Below are 24,505 nucleotides of genomic sequence, written 5' to 3'. Positions count from 1 at the left end.
TTGTAAATTTTGGATTTTGACAACGATCTTTCAAACTTTGGTTATAAGTTCTTGAATAAAAAGCCTCTTTTGAATAATAGTCTTGATTTTGCACAAGATAATCCATGTCGCATTTTATAAAGAGGTGGATCAATGAACCCAACCAATCAGGCATTCTCTGAATTAAAAATGAATATTTCTTATGTGGAACAGTCCCTCTACTGTACAGACGATTTGAAACAACAACAGCTTCTACTTAATGGTGTACAGAGTGTGCTTCTCTATATCGATTCACTTGTAGATCAGGAGATCATTCAAACACATGTCTTAACAGCACTAAATGAGCATGCTCATGCGGAAATCTATCCATCGTTCACCACATTAGAAAGTCGAAAAGAAACGAATCTGCAAATTGGAGTAGACTCAATCATTCAAGGTAAATGTCTGTACATACTTGATGGATACCCGGAGTTTTACATTCTTTCTACCGAGAAGATGTATGTCCGTAGCACAACCGAACCGGAAAACGAAGGTGTTATTCGAGGGCCGCACAATGGTTTCATAGAGCAACTTTCCGTTAATTTGAATCTGCTTCGTAGACAAATTATAAGTCCGTCTTTAATCGTTCGATATTTTAACGTTGGCGAGAAGACACATACCAAAATTGCAGTTGTATACCTTCAAGACTTAGCCAATCCGGAGTTGGTAAACGAAGTTAAAGAGCGAATCACATCCATATCTTCAGATATGGTGCTGGCTCCAGGATTTATTGAAGAGTTTATCGAGGATAATCCCTTTTCTCTCTTCCCTCAGCAACTCAATACCGAAAGGCCTGACCGGGTTATTGCCAACTTGATGGAAGGACGTGTCGCCATACTTGCCGAAGGCAGCCCTTCAGCTCTTATCGCTCCAGTGACGTTTTTTGCTTTTTACCAGAGTCCGGATGATTATCATGGTCGCTGGATTGTCAGTTCCTTTTTACGGTTAATTCGAATGATGAGTTTTGTCATTGCTTTTACATTACCTGCTGTTTATATTGCGACCATTTCCTTTCACTCCGCTATTTTACCGATCGAGCTGGCACACACAATAAAGAAATCATTGGAGAACATCCCCTTTCCTGCACTTGTAGAGGCAATGTTGCTTGAATTGATCTTTGAAGTATTAAGGGAAGCCGGAGTCCGACTTCCGAGCCGAGTGGGACAGACCATCGGTATCGTTGGCGGTTTGGTTATCGGAGATGCTATCGTTCGAGCGGGACTTGTATCCTACACCATGATTATTGTGGTATCACTAACAGCTATCTCGTCATTTTTGGTACCTTCGCATGAGATGAGCTCAGCGGTACGTATTCTCCGCTTTCCAATGATGATTGGAGCTGCGCTTTTTGGATATATCGGTATCGCATTTGGTTTGGTAATTCTAACCATCCACTTATGTAAGATGGAAAACTTCGGATCGCCTTATTTTGCTCCAGTCGCCCCCTTCCGATTAGCTGACATGAAGGATGTATGGATCCGATTTCCTATTTGGGCACTTCGTCAGCGTCCTCATGATGCAAGGCCGCAGAAATTAAACCAGCAGAAGTTCTCTAGGAGTTGGAAAAAACGTGAATAAGGAAACAACGATCACTCGGGGACAATTGTTCTTGCTCATCATGAAATTTGAAATCGGGGTAGATATATTGTCTCTCCCTTATCGGATACATCTTTTGTCCAAAGGCGGTGGGTGGATCTCTGTTTTCCTTGGAGGGTTCCTGATTCAACTTGTCATACTGTTATGCTGGCTTTTGATGCGAAGATTCCCGAACTCGTCCATTTATGACATTGTCACGCTGATTACGGGTAAATGGATGGGAAAGTTGCTGATCATTGCCTACGTTGGATATTTCCTATTAATGGGTACTTCTGTCCTGGTGAACGCCTATGGTGTGGTTAACCGCTGGATGCTGCAGGATACTCCAAGGTGGGCTATACTAGCCCTCTTCTTGTTCAGCAGTATCTATTTGGTTCGGCAAAAATTACGAATCATTGCGCGAGTACTTGTACTCATCTCCTTTTTGGTCTTGCCCATGATGGTATTGATCAGTTATGGACTCAAGGAAGTCAATCTGTTATATCTTTTGCCTTTAACCGAAGCAGGATGGCCCAATATCATTAGTGGATCAACCGAAACATTAATGGCTATGTTCGGATTCGAGTTTTTTCTCGTTGTGTTTCCCATGGTTGAAGGTAGTAGCGGTGGAAAACTCAAGTCTATTACTTTGGCAAGTGCTGTAGTTGTGATGTTGTATGCATTTACCGTGCTTATTTGTTCAACGGCTTTTAGTCCGCAGCAACTTGACTTAATGCCTGAACCTGTCATTTATTTGCTCCGTTCGATCCCACTCGGGACTATGGATCGGGCAGATTTTCTGTTCCTCCCCATCTGGTTAATTTCAATTTTTGGGGCGATCTGCGGTTACTACTATACGGCATCTTATGGTATAAGTTATCTCTTCAAACAAAAACACCATAAAAAAGCTGTGCCTTATGTTGTTCTTGCTTCTTGTGTAATTGCCTATCTGCCACAACAGCGGGAAAAACTTGAGTTGATTAGTACGATAGCCAACAGATCGGCTTACTTTTTTCTCATGATCCTGCCTCTGCTACTGTTGGTTCTATCTTATATAATGAAACGAAAAGAGAAGATGATATGAGTAAACGAGGAAAAAACCTTGTCCTGCCGATCCTGCTTATGGTGATGACGGGATGCTGGGATCAGGATAGTTTGAAAGATGCCAGACTGGCTAATGCTTCAGCGTATGATATCACCTCAGAAGGTGAAATCATACAAACGCTCGAAATTGTCGATGATTCTGAGAGTCAACAAGGGAGCAACGGTAATGAAGTCCACTCAGGTACCGGGAGATCCGTCCGACAAAGCACGGATAGAATCCGCGCTAAAGTGACGGGTGATATCCGTTTCTTCAAATATGGGATGATCTTATACGGCAACAAACTCGCACAAAATGATATCTACCCATACTTGGATGTCTTATATCGAGAACCTGATTACCCGACCTCACATGTGAAAATTGCCATTGTGGATGGAGAGGCCGGCGATTTGTTACACCAAAAAAGAGTGGGTAGCATATTGATTGGTGAGTTTATAACGAAAAAAATTAAGAGTTTGGAGGAATTATGCATTTTTCCTGAAATGACGTTAGAGACCCTTCTCCCACCCATGCTGGATCCGGGACAGGACTTTACGTTGCCTTATCTATTTAAGAAGGGAGAGGAAATTGATGCTCGGGGAATCGCTCTGTTTCATGGGCAAAGGTTCAGAGGGAGTCTTAGTATCGAACAGGCTCCCCTATACGTTATTATGAGTGGTAAATGGAATAAAACAGCGCGATTTGTCAAAAAGATTCATCCTGGTCCTTCCAATAATCCACGGAACTATATCACTTACGAAGCGAATACCAAAAAAATCAAACGTAAACTCGCGGTAAAGGTTGCACATGATAGCCAAATTGATGTGAATCTCCATATCGAACTTCCAGTAACGATTGTTGAGTATGCAATGAATCATCTTCAGGAAAAGGAAACGATTGAACGTCTGAACCGTAAATTATCCGATGACATGACTCAGGAAGCAGAACAAATTATCAAGACACTTCAGCAGAGCGGGTGTGATTCCTTCGGTATTGGCAGACATTTAATAGCCCATCACCCGGACTTGTGGAAAAACCTAGACTGGAATCAACAGTATGCGCAAGTCCGTTTTCACCCGGAAGTAAAAGTTACAATAATCGGCAATGGTGTGTTAAATTAATAACATGCTGTCGTGCAATTGGAAAAGCTCTCTTCCATTTTGAAGAGAGCTTTGTCCTTCATATTCAACTCAAACGTCTTCAGATCTCCACTTCTTATCCATTCCTAACAACAGGAATCCACATTTCACCATATACCAAACCGTTTTTCTCTCCCATTTCAACTGTTGTATTCGGACCGCCAACATAGGCATAATCCTTTTCTACGGGGAGGGCTTGACCAAAGGCAATGCCAGTAAGCATATTACTGAGTGCTTCTGCCGTCTCTGCTTCGCCCTTCACAACCAGGTATTCTCCCTTAGGGAATTGGAGCACTCTCGTTGCTTCTGGCAGAGATTCTTCTGTCATGACCCCAGCATAATGCATCATCTTGTTATTCACTGCTTCGTTTTACGGCAAAAATGTATTCATTTGTTGCCAGGGACTTTAGTTTGTCCAGGCTTCCATCTTCTTTCACCTTAGACCAAAAATCCGCTTTCTCCTTGTTGATACCAGCATAATCTGTGTAGTCGCTCTTAAGATCTGTTCCAATACCTAGTACGACGAAGCTTTCTTTCTCTTCAAAATGATAATTACTCATTATTTACACCATCCTCTTTAAATTGTGATTTGATTTGTGTTTTCCCTTGATGGGTTTATAATAACCTTAAATCATGTCAGAATATGATACTGTTTAGGAGACCCAATGAAAAAAGTTGAACGCATTAATACCATCACGCGGTATATCAATAACCGAGCGCACTTTACCATTTCTGAAATCATGCGAGAATTTAACATTTCGCGTTCGACAGCCATTCGAGATATCAGAGAAATTGAAGCCATGGGAATGCCACTAGTCGCTGAAGTTGGGCGCGACGGGGGTTATTTTGTCATGAACAACTCCCTTCTGCCTACGGTCCGGTTTACCGATAATGAAATTAAAGCGTTATTCATTGCCTTTATGGCGACAAGAAATCAACAACTTCCTTATCTGAAGAGTCGTCAATCTTTGGCTGAAAAATTATTGGGCCTCATCTCAGAGAATCAGCAAGATGACCTTGTGCATCTGAATCAAATATTACTTTTTGAGGGGACCAATCCCCATAATCCAGACTTGTTAGATCTGTCAGACCTGCCCCACCCAACCTTGGAGAAACTCATCCAAATTCTTCTTATCGAACGTTATTTGTTAGTTACTGTCCAAGAAGACAAAAAAACAAAGTCCTATCCCATCGTTCTATTACACCTTCATCATCAAAAAGGCCATTGGATCATTGAAGGTTTTGACTTAGAGGAAGAAAATAGACGAATCATATCTGTCGACAATCTCATCCGTGTAGAAGCATATCCGACGAAAAAAAGACCCAGTATGAAAAAGATTGTAGAACAACTCAAACGAAATACGCAGGAAGAGGTCATCAACCTTGTTCTGGAACTTGGCCCAAAGGCGATTGCGCAATTCAAAAAATACCATCCTTTAAAGTTTTCGATTGCCTATACGAATCCGTACCAAACGACAGCCCTTCTAAAGGCATTTACGAATGTTCATAACGTAGACGAATTAACTGAAATTACCAATTGGTTGCTTTTTCTAGGTGAAGATATCAAAGTTAAGGAAATTCCGGAGGAAGTCCTAAACGCTGTACAAGAGAGATTTAACTTATACCAGTTGAAGCAGTGAGCGTCCCCTCCTCCCTAGTCTCTCCATTTTTCTAACAACGATTTACCGGAATTCAGGCTGAGCGTTCAGTACGAAAAACCAAAAAAAGCCGCTATGTTAGCGACTTGTAATGGAATCATATTCATTATGCCTCACGCCAATCCTTGGCGAGATTTCCTTTTATACTAAAAGTCAGCATTAGACTGGGCATGATTAGGTGTATGTTGCGAGATTTTTTTAACGAGTAGAAAATAAGTAACAATGGCAATAATACTGGTCATTAACAAAGTGAGTCCTAACGGGACGGCAGTGTCCTCACCTGCGATACCGACCAGAGGAGCAACCAATGCACCCAGTAGAAAAGGAACAACGCCGAGCAGTGCTGCTGCACTTCCGGCCATCTTAGCTTGACTTTCCATGGCCAGCGGGAATGCCGCTGTAGATGTAATGCCGATTGAGCAAACAAAGAAGAACAATGGAATGACCAAAGCGAAAAGTGGACCATGAACCAAAGTTACCACTAAAGCAGCGACACTTGCTATTAAAGCAAGCCATAGCCCGGATAGTAGAAGCGTTTGCTCAGGGATACGTTTGGCCAATCGACCCACGATTTGAGATCCGATGATCAAGCTGATGCCGTTCGAAGCAAACAATATAGCAAATACTGTAGGTGTAACACCATATATATTTTGGTAAATAAAAGGTGTTCCTGCCACATAAGCAAAGACCCCTGCCGTCATGATTCCCTGTGCCAGCATGTAACCTACAAACTTGCGGTCACGCAGAAGCGTTCTGTAATTACCCAATTGCTGTTTGAAGTCGGGAACCATACGTCTTTCGATAGGGTGTGTTTCTTTTAAGCTCCACTTTGTCATGATTAATAAGAAAATCCCCAGGAAAGAAAGAGAGATAAATACGCCAATCCATGTGGTGAAGGAAAGAATGCCACTTCCCGCGATCGGTGCTGCCAAAGGCCCCAAATTCCCTACAAGCAACAGCAAAGAGAAAAATTTAGTGAGTTCATGTCCACTATACAGATCTCTAGCTATCGCACGGGAAATGACAATTCCAGCGGATGCCGCAAATCCTTGCGTGAAACGAAACAAAATCAATAGTCCGATATTCGGAGCAAACGCACATGCCAAGGAACAAATAATGTAGGCCGCCATGCAGATCAACAATGGTCTACGTCTACCGTACGCATCACTCAAAGGACCCATAACGAGTTGTCCTACACCTAGTCCTAATAAACAGGCAGTAAGACTAAATTGTACAAGTGATGCCGTTGTATTCATATTTTGTGCAATCTCCGGAAAAGCCGGTAAATACATATCAATCGTAAATGGACCTAATGTAGAAAATAAACCTAGTAGTATTGCTAGTCCAAAAACATTCCAATTCGTGCTCTTCGCCATAATAAATAAAATCTCCAATTCCTTATATAATTTGCAAGCCTAATCGGAGTATAAGACATAGAGTTAACTGTAGGTCAAGTCTTGAGACCATTAAAACCAAAAAAAGCCGCTTATTAAGCGACTTTGAATGGAACACCATTTAAATTGTGTAACTTCCCCGGCCTGAACCCATATAACTCATGATCATTTCGGCAGCTCGCTTGTAACCGCCTGCCTGCCTTAAAGATTCACCAATGAGGTAAGCCTGCCGTCTATAAAGTGAATTGTGTAGTACTTCTGTTAATGCCTCTCTCAAATCAGTTGCACTGAGATTATGCTTATTTAAAGTAATACCCGCACCCAGCTCCTGTACCCGATTGGCGACAAGAGGCTGATCCGATGTTAATGGAATCATCACCATCGGAACGTTGTAATATAACGCCTCACTTGTGCTGTTCATTCCAGCATGTGTAATAAAAACATCGGTATGCTGCAACATGTCCAACTGGGCAATGTATGGCTTGACGATAAAATTAGGAGGAACTTGATCCGCCAGCGGCGTCATGTCCGTGTACTTTCCTGAAGACAGAACAACATTCACAGGGAGATCCCCTAATGCTTCAAAGCAAAGCTGATAGAAATCCAAGTTCTTATTTAAAATCGTACCCATAGCAATGTACACGGTTTGCGGGTACCGTTCACGAAGCAACTCAAACGAGAAGGTCGGAGCATCTTGACGTGTTATGATCGAAGGACCCGTGAAAATAAAACGATCATCCAGCTTTTCTGCCTGCGGCTGAAAATAACGGCTGGTGTACACAAGCTTTAACTGACCTGCATGAGCCGGAATCTCTTCCATGGCTGGAATACTCACTTGAAACTCTTCGGCTAACTCCGTTGTGATCTTCATCGTAGCCTCATAAAGCTCCTTGGTCTCCCTCTCATTCAGAACTGAGTTAGACCCGAGAGGCTCCACAAAAGCAAAGGACGCAATCGAGCACACCGCTGGAATTCCCAGTTTTTCTGCAAGAATAGTCCCTCCCCATCCCATCAGGGAATCAAAGATCATATAATCGAACTTTTGATTCTCGATCACCTGCAGCACATTGGGGATGATCCTCCGAATAATACCGCTTACCATCATATAAATGAACTGATAAGGATGCTTGTATTCCTGGGGTTTCAACACCGGATCATGAGAGAAGGCATCTTGTGGAAACGGATAGGTAATGATCTGGGCACCGGTTTGTTCAATTCGGGAACGGTACTCCTCCGTGCACACATAGATGACTTCCTCACCATTGTTCGTCAACTGAGTAACTAATCCTAACGATGGATTCACATGTCCTTCAGCTGGAGTAATGACTACTAATACACGTGCCATCTTACCCACCTCCCAATGCAATTAGTCCCCCCGTTCTTCGTGATGTATTTAACGACGCGGTCGTCATCCGTTACATGGAGATGTTATCCTTCACTTGGTTGATTGGATGATGTTCTTGATGAACGAGTTTGGTAATTCGTAGTGATGCTAAGAAACTTAACAAGACCCATAATAATTGCAGTGTTAACACGATCAAAACACCTGTCGATATTCCCCACTGTAACGTTTCGGACAAAGCAATCAGAGCTCCACCAACGCCAATGCTTACTCCCATATAGAAGGAATCCACAAATTGCAGATTGGCGGACATTTCTCCCTCTTTCCTGGGCAAGGCATGTTGTAAAGCAATGGCTGCCGTTGTAGGGTTGGCCAAACCAACACCGAATCCTGTAATCATTTGTGAGAGAAGGATGAGTATAATCCCGCCGTCCGTCAAAATAAGAGCCAGGATCACAAGTACAGTTCCAACGATCATAATCCCAATGCCCGTCATGACTCTGCCCTTTCGGGCACGACCTTGATCTCGTGCATCAAGCTTGGCTTGTAACCACGCTGCGGCGGACCAGCTGAGAGATCCTGCTGCTACAATGAGGCCCGCAAGGTCAGCTGATAACCCCTTCACTTCGGTTAGTGCCAAGATCACAAAACTTTCCGTTGTAAAATAACAAGCAACATATAGCCCTCTCGAAACTAAAGTAGCAGGCAATCCTTTTTGTACCGAGAAAGTGCCCACAGGCAGCAATTTGCGCATTGGTGGGATCATGACGACTAATCCACCCAAAGTGAGCACTATGCCTTTCCAATCGGTTATCATACCAAGTCCTGTGAGTAACAGCCCTGTTCCAACGGCAAGCAGAATCGCATACATAATCTTAGAGTCGGTTGCTCGCGCTGGACCTGTCAGATCTTGCTGAAGCTGCAAATTACGGAAAGAACGGAATGTGAGACTGAGCGCTATTCCAATCAAGGGTAGAACGATCCAGAAAACATACCGCCACGAGATGTAGGAAGCAATAAGGCCTGCTGCATAAGGTCCGATTAAGGTAGGCAGGACAAATGCCATGGAGAATGCGGCCAGGATTTGAGTACGAAGTGTATCTGGATAATGTAATGTCACACAGGTATAAATGCATGTGATCAGGGCCCCCGCTCCAAAGCCTTGAAGGGCTCTTCCGGCAATAAGCATATGCATATCGAAAGAGACAGCGGAGACCACAGTTCCTAACACAAAAACACTAAAAGATATCAGCATGGATGTAAAAACACCGCGCTTGTCAATCTGCTGACCCATAACCAAGGTTCCAACAAGCTGAGATAATAAAAATGCGCTGAAGATCCAACCGTATAAATGAATGCCCTCTAAACTTTGTGCCATTTTCGCGGCAATTGTCGTGATAGCCAGTCCTTCGAAAGCTACGGTTGCCAGAACCAGCATAATACCAATTGTAGTCGCCCTGTACTGAGCATCGAAAATCCCAATCTGATTGTTGTTTGTCTTCTACACCTCCGTTATTTGATGGTTATTATGGTAAATTAAACCTTTTAACTCCCTGAATATACATTACCTGTTCTACTTTGTAAAGTTAAATGTTTAAAAAGTGGAATCATGGTCTAGATTATGATTCCATGTTCAATAGGAGATTTTGCTTGAAAATATGCCATTTTCATTACAGTCAATTTGGAGAAGTTCATCCTCCAGGATCCAGGCATCTGTTTTTTCAACAAAGAAATGAAAGCCTCCAATGGATTGAACCAAAGCGGGATCGACTGGTGTAGCACTCGCATTGATGCCAATTGTAAAAGCATCGGAGCCTCCTCCAACATATTTTGCATAAATCCTTACATATTGGCCCTTTTCCAACTCCCATTCATTCTTAAATGAATCGATCGCTTGATCAGATACTACAAATGAGATCATTACTCTGCACCCCTTCCCTCAGTTTAATCACATTTTTTTACTTCGCCACGATAATTGGCCATTCTGAAACTCGCCCCGCATCCACACGAAACTTTGGCATTTGGATTATTCATGGTGAACCCGCCTAACATTCCGCTCTCTTCATAGTCAATCTCAAGACCATCAATATATGGAATACTGTTTGCGTGAACTAATATCTTAAATTGCTTTTTATTTAACACAATGTCTTCTTCTGCCTGCTGCTCATCCACGATAAGGGTATACGATAAACCACTGCATCCCCCTTCATCAACGCCTACTCTAAGGAAGGCATTATGGATATCTGCACTTGATAAGATCTCGACGATTTTGTCCGATGCTGTATCACTGACCTCAATGATCATCTTTATTCCTCCCGGTGGTATCATTTTGAAATTTGGTATCCCAGTCCATTAGACAGGGTATGAATGCTGCAAGAGCAGCTCCTTTTGGCGTAAGTTCATATATTATTTGCGTAGGGCGTGTCAGTATTGTTCTTTTGACCAAATGATCAAGTTGAAGACCCTTTAAACGTCTGGAGAGGATCATTTCGGAAATGGAAGGAATGCTTTCGAATATTTCACCGAATCTCTTCGGGCCTTGAGACAGAGCACATAAAATATGGATCGTCCATTTCGTCCCGATGATGCGATAAGCTGTAAATAGTTTATTCGGGTCTTCAGTGAACAATGGTCTGTACACCCACTTTCTTATTCATCCGCGTGGTGAGATCCGAGTGCTGGCAATGATACTCGTGACGATCAACAAGAGATGGAAACCCATGGCTACAATTAAGCCGGATTGAAGTGACAGACCGCCAGCCTGACACACGACAAGAATGGAACCACCAATGCCGATCACTACACCAGGTGTAAACGAATCTGCAAATTGCAGATTTGCCGAGGTTTGACCCACGCCTTCTTCCCTCGTTTGGGAAAATGCGACAACACCGCTAATCGGATGCGCCAATCCAATACCAACTCCTGCAATGATCTGACCAATAACTGCAATGGTAACGGTCACAACAGGTACCCAAAATACGATGGCAATCCCTATCGCAAGTAACAATACCCCAAGAAAAATTCTCATATGACGTCCACGGCCCTGATCTGCCGCATCCCACCGTCCTTGCAGATACGCAATGATACACCAACTTAATGCTGCACTCGCGACAATTAATCCGGCCTGTGACGGTGTAATTCCTTTCACGTCGATTAGAGCTAATACCAAGAAATTCTGTGTGCTGGTATAAGCAGCGAAGAACAACCCACGTGTTGCCAGAATTGCTGGCATACCTCTTCGCAACGTAAGTGTTCCCTTCGGTAGTAATTTACGGAGCGGAAATAACATCAATACTAGACCAATCACGACTAAAACAAATCCCATAATGCTCGGAAGCATACTTAAACCAACCAGGAAAATCCCTGTACCTAACGTTAAGAGTAACGCCATCCAAGTGGATGAAGATCCGCTATCCACTCCCGTCTTCTGCACTTTTAATTTCCTAAAGGCAGGTAAACTAAGCAATGCTGAAACCACTAGCACAGGTAAGATCCCCCAGAAAACAAAGCGCCAGGACCACTGATCTGCGATAAGACCCGCTACATATGGACCGAGCATAGACGGAAGAACATAGGCTGTACCAAATGCTCCAAGAATTTTGGCACGTAACTCATCCGGGTAACTTAAGGATATAGCCGTATATACACAAGTCATCATAGCTCCGGCACCCAAACCCTGTAGAGCCCGTGATCCTATCATGGTATACATGTCGCCTGCGGTTGCGGCAGCGATCAGCCCTACAATAAACAACAGAAGTGCAAAAGTGAACGGTGCTGCAGGTCCTCTTTTATCAATGATCCGACCGACGACCAGCGTCCCGATAATCTGCGCAAGCAGATACGTACTGAATATCCACCCGAACAGGCTAAGACCGTTTAAGTCTCCAGCAATTGAAGGAGCAATGGTGGTGACGGATAGACCTTCGAATCCAACGGCCATCACTGACAAAATAATTCCTATGGACAGTGCAAAATAACGCGGGCTGAAAATACTTTGATGATTAGACGACATGAAATGTAACCTCCAGGAAAATTGGTATGTATACGTCGTATCCGGATACTTAGTAAACATTTTTGTTTATAATGTCTAAGCTACAGTTCGGTTTTGACTTTGTCAACATTTTTGTTTAAAATGTAGTTAGTCATGTAGATTCAGTTGCGTCACAAGGAGGTGCACCATGAGCGGAAATCAGACTAAAAAGGATGTCTCAACCAGTACCCGGAGAGCGATTATTGATCTGTTAAAGGAGCGCGGGGGAATGGACGTTGTCGCACTCTCCTCTCAGTTTTCGTTATCCGGAATGGCTATTCGTCAACATCTGAATGCGCTAAAAGGAGAAGGATTGGTTACTACTGTGGAAGAAGCCCGTCCCATGGGTCGCCCCACCAAGCTATGGATATTAACTCCCGCGGCTAATCGTTTTTTCCCGAGCGGATATTCGGATTTATCCGTCAGCCTCATCAATTCGATGAAAGAAGCTTTTGGTAATGAAGGGCTGGACAAGCTGCTGGATGTTCGAAATAAAAATATGCAAAAACAATATCTTGAGTATCTAGGCGCTGCATCAGATGTTAGAGAGAAGTTGGAGAAATTAGCCGAAATTCGTACAAATGAAGGTTATATGGCCGAGGTTAAGGAGCAGGATGATGGCAGTCTCCTATTCATCGAGAAGCATTGTCCTATCTGTGAAGCTGCCGCGGTATGTACCGGTTTATGCAAGAATGAGTTACATTTATTCAAAACGGTTCTAGGCGATAATGTTCATATTGAACGGGGAGAATACATTCTTGCCGGAGGAAGAAACTGCGTGTACACCGTTAGGCAAAATAAACCATGACCAAAAGAGCAACCTCATTGGAGATTGCTCTTTTGGTTTGGGTTTTGAACTGATTAGAACGATTCGGACACGCATATATTCAAGCATTGACGAAGAAATATCAATACCTGTTATGTATATCACCGTTTATATAATTTTGGATTTAAGTAGAGTATAGTAAGAGTGTTGAAAATATACTTTAGGAGGCTACAGCCATGTCACAAAAAATCTGGATGAACCTGCCGGTGAAAGATGTTGTGAAATCCACTACCTTTTTCAATGAGATTGGATTCCAAGGGGAGAATGTTGGCAACGAGAGAGCCCAGCTTGTCATAGGCTCAACAACGATTCTACTGTTTCCGGATGCAACGTTTGAGAAATTTACAGGTGCAAAAATCACAGATACTTCCCATAGCGCAGAAGTTATATTTTCCATTGGTGCTGACAGCAGAGAGGAAGTTGATGCGTTTATTCAAAAAGTAGAGACTGCCGGAGGAACCATCTTTGGCAAGCCGGGTGAAACGGATGGCTGGATGTATGGCGCAGGATTTGCCGACCTGGACGGTCATCGCTGGAACCTGCTTTATATGGATGAGAGCAAAATGCCGAAAGGTAATTAAATTGCCGGTAACCTTTTTAAAGTCACTGGCGTTGCAGCTTCCGATAGAATCAACTTCTTGATCCTCGAATAACAAAGATGATAACACCAACCAGCCACTACTTTAGACGGATTGTTGTTATCATTCTTTGTTATTTTACCTATCCAATTACCACTCAGTAATCCTCGTTACTGTCTCCATTAATTCACGCGTCTACTTCTCATGCTCTTTAACCACTTGTTCGATCCCCAGCAATATAAGCTTCAAGCCGAACTCGAAAGCTCCTTCGGTTCCCATCACCTCAAACATACCGCTCTTATACATCCTACTGAAGATTCCAGCTTCCTTCTCACTCATGGAGTCCAGAAGTTGGATCATCTCCTCACCCTGAAGTGTTTCCTGATCCTTAATAACGGCTGATATATTGCGCTGATGCTGATAATCGTCCAGTACGAAATAGAATACATAGTTGACCAGTGTAAGAACGGCCTGTAATTTCTGCTCTTGCTCTAGTGGTGTTGATTCCATGCAGAGCAACATGCGGTTGGTGAAGCGGATCATGTCCGGCTCGTGGGGTAGCGTCATCATCATGAGCTGTGTGGAGCAAGGATATCGGCTGAGCACATTCCGTACGGTTAGCGCAAGCCCTTCCATTTGCTCTTTCCAATCCCCTTCGGCGTGAAACTCGTCCAGAATAATTTTCGATATCTGGTTGGCCAGACGCTGGTAGAGTGCCTGCTTGCTCTTGAAGTACCAGTATAGAGATGGAGCCTGAATCCCTAGCTTGTCTGCCAAGCGTCTCATGCTGAATTTCTCAATGCCCTCTTCCGCCAGAAGATGCCACGAGGTTTCCAGAATCTTATCTTCCGAAATCTGAGGCTGTTGTTTTTTCATCATTATCCGCCCTTTAATCTAACAGTGTAAGTTTATGCTTTACAGGTTCATAAGTTCATGATAACATCTAACACTGTAAGGTTCAATCTAACGGTGTTAGATTAGATCAATATTAACGAAGAAAGTAGTGACCCACATGGATGCAGAAAACCTCCATTACTTTGAAAAAGCACCAATCGCCAAAGCCGTAGCTCACTTTGCTGTCCCAATGATGCTAGGCACGTCAATGAGTGTTATTTACTCCATCTTGAACGCCTATTTCCTTGGTACACTGGGTAATACGGCAATGTTAACCGCACTCGCATTAACTTTACCTTTATTCTCGGTCATCATGGCCCTTGGTAATTTAATTGGTATAGGTAGCGGTACATTCATCTCCCGTTTACTGGGAGAGAAAAAAGTAGATGATTTGAAGCATGTATCTTCATTCGCCTTTTACAGTAGTTTAGTATTGGGAATTATTGTGATTGCCGTTGGGCTCCCGCTGATCGAACCAATCGTTCATGGGCTGGGCGCAACGCCTGAGTCCTTCGGATTTACGAAAGACTATGTGACGGTTATGCTTATTGGTTCACCATTTGTCATTTTATTTTTCACGCTGGAGAATATTGTGCGCTCAGAAGGTTCAGCAATTACCTCAATGACCGGTATGATTCTCAGTGTTGTTATAAATATTATCCTCGATGCGCTATTCATTTTTGTCTTCCATTGGGGTGTGATCGGGGTTGCATCTGCTACTGTTATATCCAACTTGGTTGCAAGTGCATTTTACGCTTTCCATATGAGTTATAAGAGTCAATTCTTAACCGTCTCCCTGAAATGGTTCAAGGTGACCAAGGACATCTTGAGCAATGTATTAAAAATTGGAGTTCCCGTCTTTGTTATGAGTGTCTTCTTAGGTGCAATGTCGCTTATTCTTAATCTTTTTCTTGTTGAATATGGAGATCAGGCTGTTGCGGGGTATGGAATCTCATCACGTTTATTGCAATTTCCTGAGTTTATTCTGATGGGCTTGTGCGAGGGAGTTGTGCCGTTGATTGCCTTCTCATTCACAGCGAATAAATTACGCATGAAACAAACGATTGGATTCACGATCAAATCTATTTTGGCGTTAGCCGTCCTGTTCGGTGTTATTGTTTATCTGATCTCTGACCACTTGATTGGTTTATTTACGACTGACCCTCAATTAATTGAAATGGGTAGCTACATTCTCCATGTGACCTTCTTATCCTTGTTTATTACAGGAATGACTTCTTTGTTTATGGGGATCTTCCAAGCAACAGCCCAAGGAACCGCGGCGTTTGTTATGTCCATCATTCAAGGGATTACACTAATTCCTGTCTTGTATATCGCTAATCAAATGAACGGCTTTCATGGAGTGATCTGGTCGCTCGTTATTGCGGATGCCGTGGCGTTCCTAGTTGGGGCCATCATGTTATATGTTTTGCGTACCAAATTGCAGCCGGATATGGCACAATTGGTACAGTAGTTTTGCTGATTGTATCAGAAAAAACCACGGCACCAAGTTCGGCACCGCAGTTCAATGATTAATCATCCTATTGGATTTGTTTCATGTAAGATTTGAATTCCTCGGCGATTTCTTTGTATTTCGTATGATGCAGGTAATGTGATCCTTCCATTGGGATCATTTTGCCCTGTGCCGATTGTTTGACTTGTTCTTCATGCAGTGGTATCCACTGCGGGTTATGCTCGTTATTGGATTGAACGAAGAGCAGCATCGGCAGATCATGAGGGTAAGTAAGCTTTTCTCCATTTTTGAAATTGGAACCCAAGTGTTTAAGCTCATCTACTAATGTTGGATTTGTCGAGACTTGATTCGAAATCAACCTCATCTGTTCTTTGGTATGTTCGTCGTATGCAAGTGATGCATCTGAATCACCGCTCACTTTTGAAAGTACTCTCATCAGACCTGATTGTTTAAGAAATTTCATGAAGTTCAAAGGTAATTTGACATCCATCCCCGGTTGATTCGGAACACTGCTGTCGATCCCGACAAAAGCTGAAACTTCATCCGGATACGTGTTCACATACGTCGCTGCATATAGTCCCGTGATGGAATGGCCCATCAGAATGTAGCGGTTAATCCCGAGCTGCTGTACAGCTTCATGAACTTCACTGACGATATTCTCGGTGGTTCTCTCCGTTTCGGTCTGGTCGCTTAACCCATAACCGAAAGGCTCAATCGCCACAACTTTGTAATCAGGCGTCAATTCATCGATTAACAATTTGAAATCAAGTACTGGTGACGGAGTTCCTTGTCCAGGCAAAAGCACAATCGTTTGTTCGCCGCTGCCTTGAATGGACACATTCATTTTTTTCCCATCGACATTGACATATTGGCCATACGATTCAATTTTCTTTTTCTCGATCCCATTACTGATTGTATGAACGACAAACGTGATGCCCATGAACAACACCAGCGCGCCGACAATACCTCCAATTATTTTTAACCATAAGTTCCGTTTTTTGCGGCCCTTAGTCCCCGTTGTTGTTATATCCACTGTATTTCCCACATCCATCTTCTCCTGTCTATATATCTGTAGAGCCGCTCTTGCGACATAGGTATAGTGTAACGATGGAAGATGTACCCTTCGTGACGGGAATATGAACGGAATATGAACTGCAAAAAAAAGAGAGCTGCTTGTTAGAGCAGTTCTCTTTAGGGTTAGACCATTTTAGTGGTCCAGGAATACAAGCTGAATGAAGAACAATACCGCAAAGATATAGAATATCGGATGAACATCCTTGCCTTTTCCGCGAAGCAACTTGAGTACCGGATAAAAGATGAAACCTACGCCGATCCCTGTCGCAATACTATGCGTGAGCGGAGTAAGGATGATAATTAAGAAGGCAGGAAATGCTTCTTCGAGATCATCCCATTTGATTTTGCTGATAACGTTAATCATAAAGTACCCAACAATGATCAGTGCCGGAGAAGTGATCGCCGGAATGCTTGAAATTACACTTACGATCGGTGTGAAGAACAACGTCAGAGCAAGAAGCACACTTACCGTTACCGCTGTGAGTCCCGTTCTTCCTCCTGCAGCCACCCCCGTGCTGGACTCGATGTAAGCCGATGTTGGGCTTGTTCCAAGCAAAGCGCCACTGGTTGTTCCTACGGCATCTGCCAATAGTGCGCCACGCGAGCGTGGAAATTTACCTTCCTTAAGCAATCCTGCTTGTTCGGCAACGCCGAGCATCGTGCCCGTTGTATCAAACAGTGTGATCAGCAGGAACGTAAATATGATCGTATACAAGCCATTTGAGAATACACCTGCCAGATCCAGTTGCAGAGCCGTTGACGTCAGGCCTTGCGGCATGGATACAATCGATTCCGGCATTTGGAATAGTCCCATGATCCAGGCAAGTATCGCTGTAACCACCATTCCGATGAACAGGTAACCCTTCACTTTGTAAGCCATCAGCACAACGGTAATAATCAATCCGATAATAGTCAGATAAGCCATTGGCTCAGCCAGGTTTCCGATCGTAATCAAATTCGATTCTGAATCGGCAATAATGCCGGCATTTTGCAGACCTACCGTTGTAATAAACAATCCGATCCCTGCCGTTATGGCATGTTTTAAGCTAGCAGGAATGGCATCTAGCAACATGTACCGGAATGATGTAAGCGATAAAATAATAAACAAAATCCCTGCAATAAATACCGCTCCCAGTGCAACCTGCCAGGACACGCCATACCCGGCAACGACGCTATACGCAAAGAATGCATTCAGTCCCATACCCGGCGCGATGACGATGGGATAATTGGACCATATTCCCATAATCAGAGTTCCCACAATACTTGCCAGTACGGTTGCAATAAATACTCCGTTGAAGTCCATGCCCGTGCTGCTGAGTATTCCTGGGTTTACGATCACTATGTATACCATTGTGAAGAATGTTGTAATCCCAGCGATAATCTCTGTGGGAATGCTCGTACCTCTTTCTTTGAGCTTGAACCATTTGTCCATGATAAAGCCAGCCTCCAACTTTCAATTTATACTCCTAAGCTAAAAACAAAAAAATCCTAAGCCTCATATAGGATTGTAATATTAACGCTCCTATATTCGTTGTTAGGATTAAAGATTTAACAGCTATGCTCTGTACGAAACATAAAAACGAAACATAAAGATACTCATCTCTGTTTTAACCTGAAGTCCATTTCGTATTCTAATTAAAATAACATGCGATGTCAACGATTTGACGATTTGTTCACAGTTATTTACGAACTATATATATACTATATCTTATGTTCATTCGTTTTTAGGACAGAGTGTATACACTTAGTGCTCAATGTTTACCACATATAAAAAGACTGCCAGTAATGTTCACTGACAGTCTTTCGTTTAATTCGTAGTAGGTTTCTCTTCATACTCGCTGGATAATTCTTTTAGCGATTTGATTTTACCATGGGGATGCTGTTCTTGCTTTCGTGACTTCCAGGCAGCTTCTTTTCGTTTCTTCTGGTCAGCCATAAAAGAGATCCTCCTCTGGAAACTGAGATGTGTACTACCCCTTTATGATGTCACTATAAGGCAACTTTATTCTACGTTTTTAGCCGCTAAGAGGATGAGAGTAGAAGCTAATTGGCAGGACCCAGATTAATCAAGTTGACATCGGACAAAGAGACCGTTGTGTTACCGTCTTCTGCGCCGTCGATGTTACCCAGATCAAATGAGATGCGAGTATTCGCATAGCTGGCTTCTGTTGCATCAAATGTAAACGTGAACTCCTGTTCTTCTGGAGTCAAATCAACTCGTGCACCAAAGAATCCATGCCATTCATAGTTGGCAGCTGCGTCGACCCATCCAATTCCCAAACCCACTTTTCTGGACTTCTCCGCTTTGGCTTTAAACGTTAATTTGTATTTAAAACCTTGCTGTATGCCAAATCCTTCATTGATGACTTGACGATCCCATGGGTTCTGTCCAGCATTACCAATCTTGGCATGAAGCTGTTGATTGCTAACTTGCATCTCAAGATCAGCTGCATTACCATCCGCGTAGGTAAACCAGCTGTCTTTACCTTTGGAGAAGTCTCCATTGGAAATAAGATTAACATGAGCTGGTTGCCCTCCTTGATCTGCATTCGGATTCACTTCATATAACTGAATATTATGGATGTTAATCGAGTGTTCACCTGCAGGTAGCGGATATCCTAGTCCGAATGCAAGTATGGCTGCCGAATCAGAGGTATCTCCCATGGTGATTGTATAACTATACGACTGTGGATCCGCAGTTAATTCCACTTCTTCTTCGAAATACTTCACAAAATCCCCTGCATTCTGAGAAAGGACCGCTTGCATGGATTTAGGACTTGAAGCAGATGCCTCGAAGGTAAGTCGGTATGATTTATTTGCATCCAGTTCGATCTGACCTTGTTGCAGCAATGCATCCCACCAATGTTCACTTGTACCAGGCAAGTTAATCGCTAATCCTTTGCTCTCTTCATGTGAAGCTGTAAGATCATTAGGAATTAGCTCCCAATGATTCAGATTCGCTGCAAGCTGGCTGTTCTGAATTTTGTTTTTTGAAATATCCACCCAACGTGTATTATAATCTGCTCCTTCAAAATTCACATAATAGGGTTTGCCTGCTGTCAAGTTGACCCCTGGGAAATACACGGTTTTGTATGTTTGCCATCCCCCCGTGTCTCCGAGATTCAGTTCGGATTGAGCAACGATTGTACCTTGTTCATCCTGAATGCTGAATCGTACCTCAGAATCACTTTTCCCGCTGGCCATTCGGGCAGACAGTACATATTCCCCCTCTTGGGCAACATCGATTTTATACTGGAGCAGATCTCCCTGATCCATGTAGCTGACGTGTTTGCCGCCTTCGACGGAGTCCTCCAATTGCAAACCTTGCATCATCCAGGCTTCGGTTGCAGGTATATGTGCGTAGCCATTCACGGACAGTGGTTTGCCACGTTTGGTCAGACGCACATTGTCCACATATACCTTGCCGTTGGAACTTCCGAATAACAGTCTAAGTTCGGATTGTGCGATTGCTGGCCCATCTCCAATGATGATCTCTCCGGTATACGTTTTCATTTCTTGACTCAATGAGAGGTTTTGCCCTTGATGAACCTGCACCGTATGCCCATTACTGCTGACAACATCGATATCGATGCTTCGTGATGAATCTGCCTTGGCATCAAAGGAGAATCCATATGTTGAATTGGCCTCCAGTTTCAACTCCGGTTGGTTCACCGAAACCTGTTGTGGTTCACCATTTGTCTGCGTAACATCCACAACCAGTTGACGTTCCATAATCGGGAATTTCAAGAAGTTATTCACGCTGACTTTGGCTTCAGCACTCTCCTGAACACTGGTGGTCCAGAAACCGAGGCGTTCCTTGCCTTGATCAAATGTACCATTATAGATGAAATTGCCATCAGGCAGTGTGTTTCGTTCTACAACTAATGGATCCGCCTCACCCACTTCAATCAGTCGAACATTGGCAAGCCAAACGGTTTTATCATCCAATCCCAAATTAAATTCGAATCTGGCATTATTATCTGATCCATCGCGCATGTTGAAAGTATAATCATAGGACTGCCAATCTGTCGTAAGTGTAAAGGTGTGATCACCCGAGTAATTCGTCCAACTTTTTTCGAATTGGTTCACTTTGGACATGATCGTACGGTTAGCAGAAGCTTTCGCATCAAACTGTATCTTGTACTTTTTGTTTTTCTTCATGTACATGGGCATCTGAGTAAGTTGAACCGAATAGTTTTCAGTCCCTGGTGCATCGATACTAACTTGTGCTGCTTTCCCTTTCTGCTCATCCTCTACAACTTGCACACTGCCCACTCCGTCAGCATTTGTAATGAATTTCCATTGCGAAGGAACACCGTTATCTCCAGATGCTTCCGCAAAACGATCATTGTAGAGTTGATTGCCATCGGCTTGTGGTTCACGCTGTTGTACAGGCTCGATCGGACTCGTTGTTACATCCGGCCAAGTGTTTAGATTTTTGTAAGAGTACACACGCACAAAATCAACATTCATTGTTTCTGAAGTGAAACTGCTCTCAGGTGAGCCCGGCCAGTCTCCTCCGACTGCCAGATTCAGAATCAGATAGAATGGACGATCAAATGGTGCAGGAAATGTATAATACTCCGGTTGACCCGCAGCCTTTGTTTGCCAGTTAGTCACTTCATGGTGCAACTTTCCATCCACATAGAAGCGAATCATGCCCGGCAACCATTCCACCTGGAAATCATGATAATCGTCAGCAAAAGTTTCTCCCTCCGGAAGAGTAAGGCTTCCCTGATCGTGTCCATGGGAACCATCAGGCTTCACACTATCATAATGCAACGTGCTATATACCTTGTTATTGCTCTGACTGCCGCCGATAAGCTCCATAATGTCGATCTCACCAGAGGCAGGCCATCCGCCATAATGTGCTTCATCCGTAGGCATCATCCATATGGCGGGCCACATGCCTTTTTCAATAGGAAGCTTCGCACGTACTACCACTTTACCGTAGGTCCAGTCGCCTTTTCCCATGGAGATCAGTTTACCGGAGCTGTAATCCTTACCATTTTTCGGACCCTTTTTCGCTTCGATCTGTAACACGCTTCGGTTCTGATCTTTCGTAATACGAGTGTTATCGGGGCTATAATACTGCATTTCATTATTATAAACCAGACCCGTATCCTGCACGGTCCATTTGGAAGAATCGATCGCAGAACCGTTAAACTCATCATTCCAGACCAGTTCCCATTGATCATGCGGAATCGTTGTTGCGGGAACCGGCTTTTCCCCCGCCGGGTTGCTTGGGTTCGATGGTGTAGACAGTGATTGTCCCTCTGGAGAAGATTGCGTTGGTGTGCTTGTCACATTGGTTGAACCACCCGGCTGCGATGAAGCAGGTTGTTGCTCTTCACCCAACATGGATGTGCGCAATCCTTGTTTTACTTTCTCTCCGTTGATAACAACGTCACTCGCGTCTACACTCAATTTGTTGATCGTACCTTTGGTATCCATTCGGGTCTGAGTCGCTTCTGCATGAATATTCATGGAATCAATGAGGCTGTCTGAAGCGATTTCCAGAATGGATTTTTGCATGACATGCAGCTCCTGAATGTTACTTTCTCCCGCAATGGCAACTCTGACGGGTTCCCCACGTTTGTCAACGACTACTCGATTCAACTTGGAGTTGCTAATTTCGATGGAATGACTCCCGCCACCTTTAATGATGACACTTCCTGTAACGGTTACGCCTTGAAGAACAACGCTCCCCTCACCAATGCCTTCTGCCAGCAGCAGATTACCGTTGACAACTGTATTTTTTAACGTGACATCCGTCGATTTAATAATCAAGTTGCCATCCACCCGGGAGTCATATATACCAGGAGCACTTTTCACATCGGTAATCATCGCCGACAACATGGTTGCTGTCTCTGCTCGTGTAATCGGAGATTTGGGATTTAATTTACCTTGGAAACCTTTTAAAATATTTTCTTTTACCAGATAGGTAATCGCTTTCTTTGCATAACTGGAAATATCATCTACATCCTGAAAATCCAATCGTTCATTATCTTCACTTGTAACCGTTGAAAGCTGAAAAGCTCGATCCACCATAACCGCTGCATCTTGGCGGGTAATCGGTTTTTGCGGTGAGAGATGTTCACGGTCTGTGCCTTCAATGATGCCAGAACCATTGGCCCGAACCATCACATCATAGTACCAATTGTCTGAAGTCAGATCAGCATATGAACCCGTCGCCGTATTACCGGTGAAACCAAACGCCCGATCCAAAATCATAACGAATTCAGCTCGGCTAATGACCTGAGTAGGCTTAAATGTTCCGTCCGTATAACCTTTCAGTACATTCAACTCTTGCAACCGTGTAACTGCAGATTGTGACCAATGCCCGGACAGGTCTGTATAGGGAACAGAGGAGTGCAGGCTTTTCGCCTGCACATTTCCCACCTCCGCTTGACCCTTTACACTTTCTGCTCCAGCAGTTGCTGGATAAACGAGCGAAGCCATTAAACTCGATGCAACCAACCATGCCAGTCCTCTTCTCATCTTACTTCCTCCCTCAGCTCAGTTATCCTTGCATAGTCTAGCTATTCCTTGACTGCTCCAATAACAATTCCTTTTACGAAGAAACGTTGTAAAAACGGGTATACCATCAGAATTGGAAGCGCACCGATAAAGATCTGTGCTGCGCGTACGGTCCGCTGCGAAATATTCTCCAACATGGAAGGATCCACGTTGATTTTGCTGAGATCTTGCTGAACAATAATAGTCTGTAACAGAGAAGCAAGCGGATAGTTTTTAATATCAGACATGTAGATCATTCCGTCGAACCAGGAGTTCCACTGATACACCATTGTAAACAAAGACAAGGTTGCGATCGCCGGAAGTGACAGTGGAACGTAGACCAGAATCAACGTTTTGATATGACCTGCTCCATCCAAATAGGCTGCTTCTTCAAGTTCTTTGGGCAGTCCGCGGAAGAAGTTCATCATGAGAATAACGTTCCACACCGACAGTGCTCCGGGCAGAATAAGTGCCCAGATTGTATTCATCAGTCCAAGCTTCTGGATCAGGATGTAACTTGGAATCAAACCGCCGCTGAACAAAATGGTGAAAACAAAGAACCATGTATACAAGGAGCGACCTTTGAAACTGATATCTTCCTTGGATAACGGAAATGCGGTAATAAGCATGATGACCATACCGATGATTGTGGCAAGCACAGTCCGTTTAAGAGACACCAGAAGCGAGTTGATGAAATTTGAATTTCCGAAGGTTTTCACATAAGCATCCGTTGTAAAACCAATGGGCCAGAAGCTGACCAGATTCGATGATGCTGGCGCCATACTGCTGAATGAAACAGCCAATATATGAATAATTGGTAAAATGCAGAGTAACGATAATATCCCAAGAAAAGTATAGTTAGCGATGCTGAATATGCGGTATCCTTTTGTTTTATAATACAAGCCC

General features: G+C 43.5%; 20 protein-coding genes and 1 pseudogene. 7 read left to right on the top strand and 14 right to left on the bottom strand.

Features of this window, described 5'->3' with window-relative positions; all coding sequences use genetic code 11:
- Positions 1 to 132: 132 nt before the first annotated feature.
- Genes NKT06_RS15415 through NKT06_RS15405 form a run of 3 tightly spaced genes read left to right on the top strand, consistent with a single transcriptional unit; the run spans position 133 to position 3,795 of the window.
- Positions 133 to 1,596 (top strand): spore germination protein, encoded by a 1,464-nt coding sequence (locus NKT06_RS15415; protein WP_253435999.1) that lies wholly within the window; start codon positions 133 to 135, stop codon positions 1,594 to 1,596.
- On the top strand, positions 1,589 to 2,677 hold the full coding sequence (locus NKT06_RS15410) for a GerAB/ArcD/ProY family transporter (protein ID WP_253435996.1): 1,089 nt from the start codon (positions 1,589 to 1,591) through the stop codon (positions 2,675 to 2,677). The genes NKT06_RS15415 and NKT06_RS15410 overlap by 8 nt, the downstream gene beginning before the upstream one ends.
- Entirely contained in the window at positions 2,674 to 3,795 is a 1,122-nt protein-coding gene (locus NKT06_RS15405; protein ID WP_253435993.1) for a Ger(x)C family spore germination protein, read from the top strand. The genes NKT06_RS15410 and NKT06_RS15405 overlap by 4 nt, the downstream gene beginning before the upstream one ends.
- A 94-nt stretch (positions 3,796 to 3,889) precedes the next feature.
- On the opposite strand, the pseudogene NKT06_RS15400 reads toward NKT06_RS15405, so the two are convergent.
- Positions 3,890 to 4,373: pseudogene (locus tag NKT06_RS15400) on the bottom strand (GyrI-like domain-containing protein).
- Positions 4,374 to 4,478: 105 nt separating this feature from the next.
- Here NKT06_RS15400 and NKT06_RS15395 point away from each other — a divergent pair.
- Positions 4,479 to 5,453: a helix-turn-helix transcriptional regulator gene (locus NKT06_RS15395; protein ID WP_253435990.1), complete on the top strand. Its 975-nt coding sequence runs from the start codon at positions 4,479 to 4,481 to the stop codon at positions 5,451 to 5,453.
- Positions 5,454 to 5,617: 164 nt separating this feature from the next.
- Here NKT06_RS15395 and NKT06_RS15390 read toward each other — a convergent pair whose 3' ends face one another.
- The 7 genes from NKT06_RS15390 to NKT06_RS15365 all read right to left on the bottom strand — a co-directional run bounded on the left by NKT06_RS15390 (position 5,618) and on the right by NKT06_RS15365 (position 12,219).
- A complete protein-coding gene (locus NKT06_RS15390; protein ID WP_253435987.1) occupies positions 5,618 to 6,847 on the bottom strand; it encodes a multidrug effflux MFS transporter in 1,230 nt (409 codons plus the stop codon).
- A 139-nt stretch (positions 6,848 to 6,986) separates the two neighbouring features.
- A complete protein-coding gene (locus NKT06_RS15385; RefSeq protein WP_253435983.1) occupies positions 6,987 to 8,210 on the bottom strand; it encodes a macrolide family glycosyltransferase in 1,224 nt (407 codons plus the stop codon).
- Positions 8,211 to 8,280: 70 nt separating this feature from the next.
- The gene (locus tag NKT06_RS15380) at positions 8,281 to 9,645 is read right to left on the bottom strand and encodes an MFS transporter (protein ID WP_253435980.1); all 1,365 of its coding nucleotides are present in this window, start codon (positions 9,643 to 9,645) and stop codon (positions 8,281 to 8,283) included.
- A 195-nt stretch (positions 9,646 to 9,840) separates the two neighbouring features.
- The gene (locus tag NKT06_RS15375) at positions 9,841 to 10,128 is read right to left on the bottom strand and encodes a HesB/YadR/YfhF family protein (protein ID WP_253435978.1); all 288 of its coding nucleotides are present in this window, start codon (positions 10,126 to 10,128) and stop codon (positions 9,841 to 9,843) included.
- A gap of 23 nt (positions 10,129 to 10,151) precedes the next feature.
- Positions 10,152 to 10,511, bottom strand: a complete 360-nt coding sequence (locus tag NKT06_RS15370) for a HesB/IscA family protein (protein WP_253435976.1) — start codon at positions 10,509 to 10,511, stop codon at positions 10,152 to 10,154.
- The gene (locus NKT06_RS31910; RefSeq protein ID WP_367399861.1) at positions 10,501 to 10,848 is read right to left on the bottom strand and encodes a winged helix-turn-helix transcriptional regulator; all 348 of its coding nucleotides are present in this window, start codon (positions 10,846 to 10,848) and stop codon (positions 10,501 to 10,503) included. Before NKT06_RS31910 ends, NKT06_RS15370 begins: the two co-directional genes overlap by 11 nt.
- Before the next feature lie 12 nt (positions 10,849 to 10,860).
- Positions 10,861 to 12,219, bottom strand: coding sequence for an MFS transporter (locus tag NKT06_RS15365; RefSeq protein ID WP_253435974.1), 1,359 nt, complete (start codon positions 12,217 to 12,219; stop codon positions 10,861 to 10,863).
- A gap of 166 nt (positions 12,220 to 12,385) precedes the next feature.
- Between NKT06_RS15365 and NKT06_RS15360 the strand changes: the two genes are divergently transcribed.
- Complete coding sequence (locus NKT06_RS15360; protein WP_253435972.1) at positions 12,386 to 13,045, top strand: helix-turn-helix transcriptional regulator; 660 nt, start codon at positions 12,386 to 12,388, stop codon at positions 13,043 to 13,045.
- A gap of 194 nt (positions 13,046 to 13,239) precedes the next feature.
- Positions 13,240 to 13,644, top strand: a complete 405-nt coding sequence (locus NKT06_RS15355; protein WP_253435970.1) for a VOC family protein — start codon at positions 13,240 to 13,242, stop codon at positions 13,642 to 13,644.
- A 192-nt stretch (positions 13,645 to 13,836) separates the two neighbouring features.
- On the opposite strand, the gene NKT06_RS15350 is transcribed toward NKT06_RS15355, so the two are convergent.
- Positions 13,837 to 14,517, bottom strand: a complete 681-nt coding sequence (locus NKT06_RS15350; RefSeq protein WP_253442591.1) for a TetR/AcrR family transcriptional regulator C-terminal domain-containing protein — start codon at positions 14,515 to 14,517, stop codon at positions 13,837 to 13,839.
- Positions 14,518 to 14,653: 136 nt separating this feature from the next.
- Here NKT06_RS15350 and NKT06_RS15345 point away from each other — a divergent pair, with 136 nt between their 5' ends.
- Positions 14,654 to 16,006 carry an MATE family efflux transporter gene (locus NKT06_RS15345; RefSeq protein ID WP_253435968.1) on the top strand — a complete coding sequence of 451 codons (1,353 nt, stop codon included), beginning with the start codon at positions 14,654 to 14,656 and terminating at the stop codon, positions 16,004 to 16,006.
- A gap of 67 nt (positions 16,007 to 16,073) precedes the next feature.
- Here NKT06_RS15345 and NKT06_RS15340 read toward each other — a convergent pair whose 3' ends face one another.
- From NKT06_RS15340 to NKT06_RS15320, 5 genes are all read right to left on the bottom strand, one after another.
- Positions 16,074 to 17,057, bottom strand: coding sequence for an alpha/beta hydrolase (locus NKT06_RS15340; RefSeq protein ID WP_253435966.1), 984 nt, complete (start codon positions 17,055 to 17,057; stop codon positions 16,074 to 16,076).
- 156 nt (positions 17,058 to 17,213) lie between these two features.
- The gene (locus NKT06_RS15335) at positions 17,214 to 18,512 is read right to left on the bottom strand and encodes an NCS2 family permease (protein ID WP_253435962.1); all 1,299 of its coding nucleotides are present in this window, start codon (positions 18,510 to 18,512) and stop codon (positions 17,214 to 17,216) included.
- A gap of 375 nt (positions 18,513 to 18,887) precedes the next feature.
- On the bottom strand, positions 18,888 to 19,016 hold the full coding sequence (locus tag NKT06_RS15330) for a DUF6254 family protein (RefSeq protein WP_219845137.1): 129 nt from the start codon (positions 19,014 to 19,016) through the stop codon (positions 18,888 to 18,890).
- Positions 19,017 to 19,123: 107 nt separating this feature from the next.
- The gene (locus tag NKT06_RS15325; protein ID WP_253435959.1) at positions 19,124 to 23,581 is read right to left on the bottom strand and encodes a carbohydrate binding domain-containing protein; all 4,458 of its coding nucleotides are present in this window, start codon (positions 23,579 to 23,581) and stop codon (positions 19,124 to 19,126) included.
- A 41-nt stretch (positions 23,582 to 23,622) separates the two neighbouring features.
- Entirely contained in the window at positions 23,623 to 24,501 is an 879-nt protein-coding gene (locus tag NKT06_RS15320) for a carbohydrate ABC transporter permease (protein WP_253435956.1), read from the bottom strand.
- Between the last annotated feature and the right edge of the window lie 4 nt (positions 24,502 to 24,505).

Origin of the sequence: Paenibacillus sp. 1781tsa1 (assembly GCF_024159265.1) — a bacterium.
In the GTDB taxonomy this organism is placed as follows: domain Bacteria; phylum Bacillota; class Bacilli; order Paenibacillales; family Paenibacillaceae; genus Paenibacillus.
This window is presented reverse-complemented; position numbering and strand designations above follow the sequence as displayed.

Excerpts from the sequence above, each read along its gene's own strand:
- NKT06_RS15340 (WP_253435966.1), bottom strand. The coding sequence starts at position 17,057 with ATGGATGTGGGAAATACAGTGGATATAACAACAACGGGGACTAAGGGC.
- NKT06_RS15330 (WP_219845137.1), bottom strand. The coding sequence starts at position 19,016 with ATGGCTGACCAGAAGAAACGAAAAGAAGCTGCCTGGAAGTCACGAAAG.
- NKT06_RS15360 (WP_253435972.1), top strand. The coding sequence starts at position 12,386 with ATGAGCGGAAATCAGACTAAAAAGGATGTCTCAACCAGTACCCGGAGA.
- NKT06_RS15405 (WP_253435993.1), top strand. The coding sequence starts at position 2,674 with ATGAGTAAACGAGGAAAAAACCTTGTCCTGCCGATCCTGCTTATGGTG.
- NKT06_RS15380 (WP_253435980.1), bottom strand. The coding sequence starts at position 9,645 with ATGCTGGTTCTGGCAACCGTAGCTTTCGAAGGACTGGCTATCACGACA.
- NKT06_RS15375 (WP_253435978.1), bottom strand. The coding sequence starts at position 10,128 with ATGATCTCATTTGTAGTATCTGATCAAGCGATCGATTCATTTAAGAAT.
- NKT06_RS15355 (WP_253435970.1), top strand. The coding sequence starts at position 13,240 with ATGTCACAAAAAATCTGGATGAACCTGCCGGTGAAAGATGTTGTGAAA.
- NKT06_RS15365 (WP_253435974.1), bottom strand. The coding sequence starts at position 12,219 with ATGTCGTCTAATCATCAAAGTATTTTCAGCCCGCGTTATTTTGCACTG.
- NKT06_RS15390 (WP_253435987.1), bottom strand. The coding sequence starts at position 6,847 with ATGGCGAAGAGCACGAATTGGAATGTTTTTGGACTAGCAATACTACTA.
- NKT06_RS15335 (WP_253435962.1), bottom strand. The coding sequence starts at position 18,512 with ATGGACAAATGGTTCAAGCTCAAAGAAAGAGGTACGAGCATTCCCACA.
- NKT06_RS15350 (WP_253442591.1), bottom strand. The coding sequence starts at position 14,517 with ATGAAAAAACAACAGCCTCAGATTTCGGAAGATAAGATTCTGGAAACC.
- NKT06_RS15415 (WP_253435999.1), top strand. The coding sequence starts at position 133 with ATGAACCCAACCAATCAGGCATTCTCTGAATTAAAAATGAATATTTCT.
- NKT06_RS15345 (WP_253435968.1), top strand. The coding sequence starts at position 14,654 with ATGGATGCAGAAAACCTCCATTACTTTGAAAAAGCACCAATCGCCAAA.
- NKT06_RS15385 (WP_253435983.1), bottom strand. The coding sequence starts at position 8,210 with ATGGCACGTGTATTAGTAGTCATTACTCCAGCTGAAGGACATGTGAAT.
- NKT06_RS15325 (WP_253435959.1), bottom strand. The coding sequence starts at position 23,581 with ATGAGAAGAGGACTGGCATGGTTGGTTGCATCGAGTTTAATGGCTTCG.
- NKT06_RS15395 (WP_253435990.1), top strand. The coding sequence starts at position 4,479 with ATGAAAAAAGTTGAACGCATTAATACCATCACGCGGTATATCAATAAC.
- NKT06_RS15370 (WP_253435976.1), bottom strand. The coding sequence starts at position 10,511 with ATGATCATTGAGGTCAGTGATACAGCATCGGACAAAATCGTCGAGATC.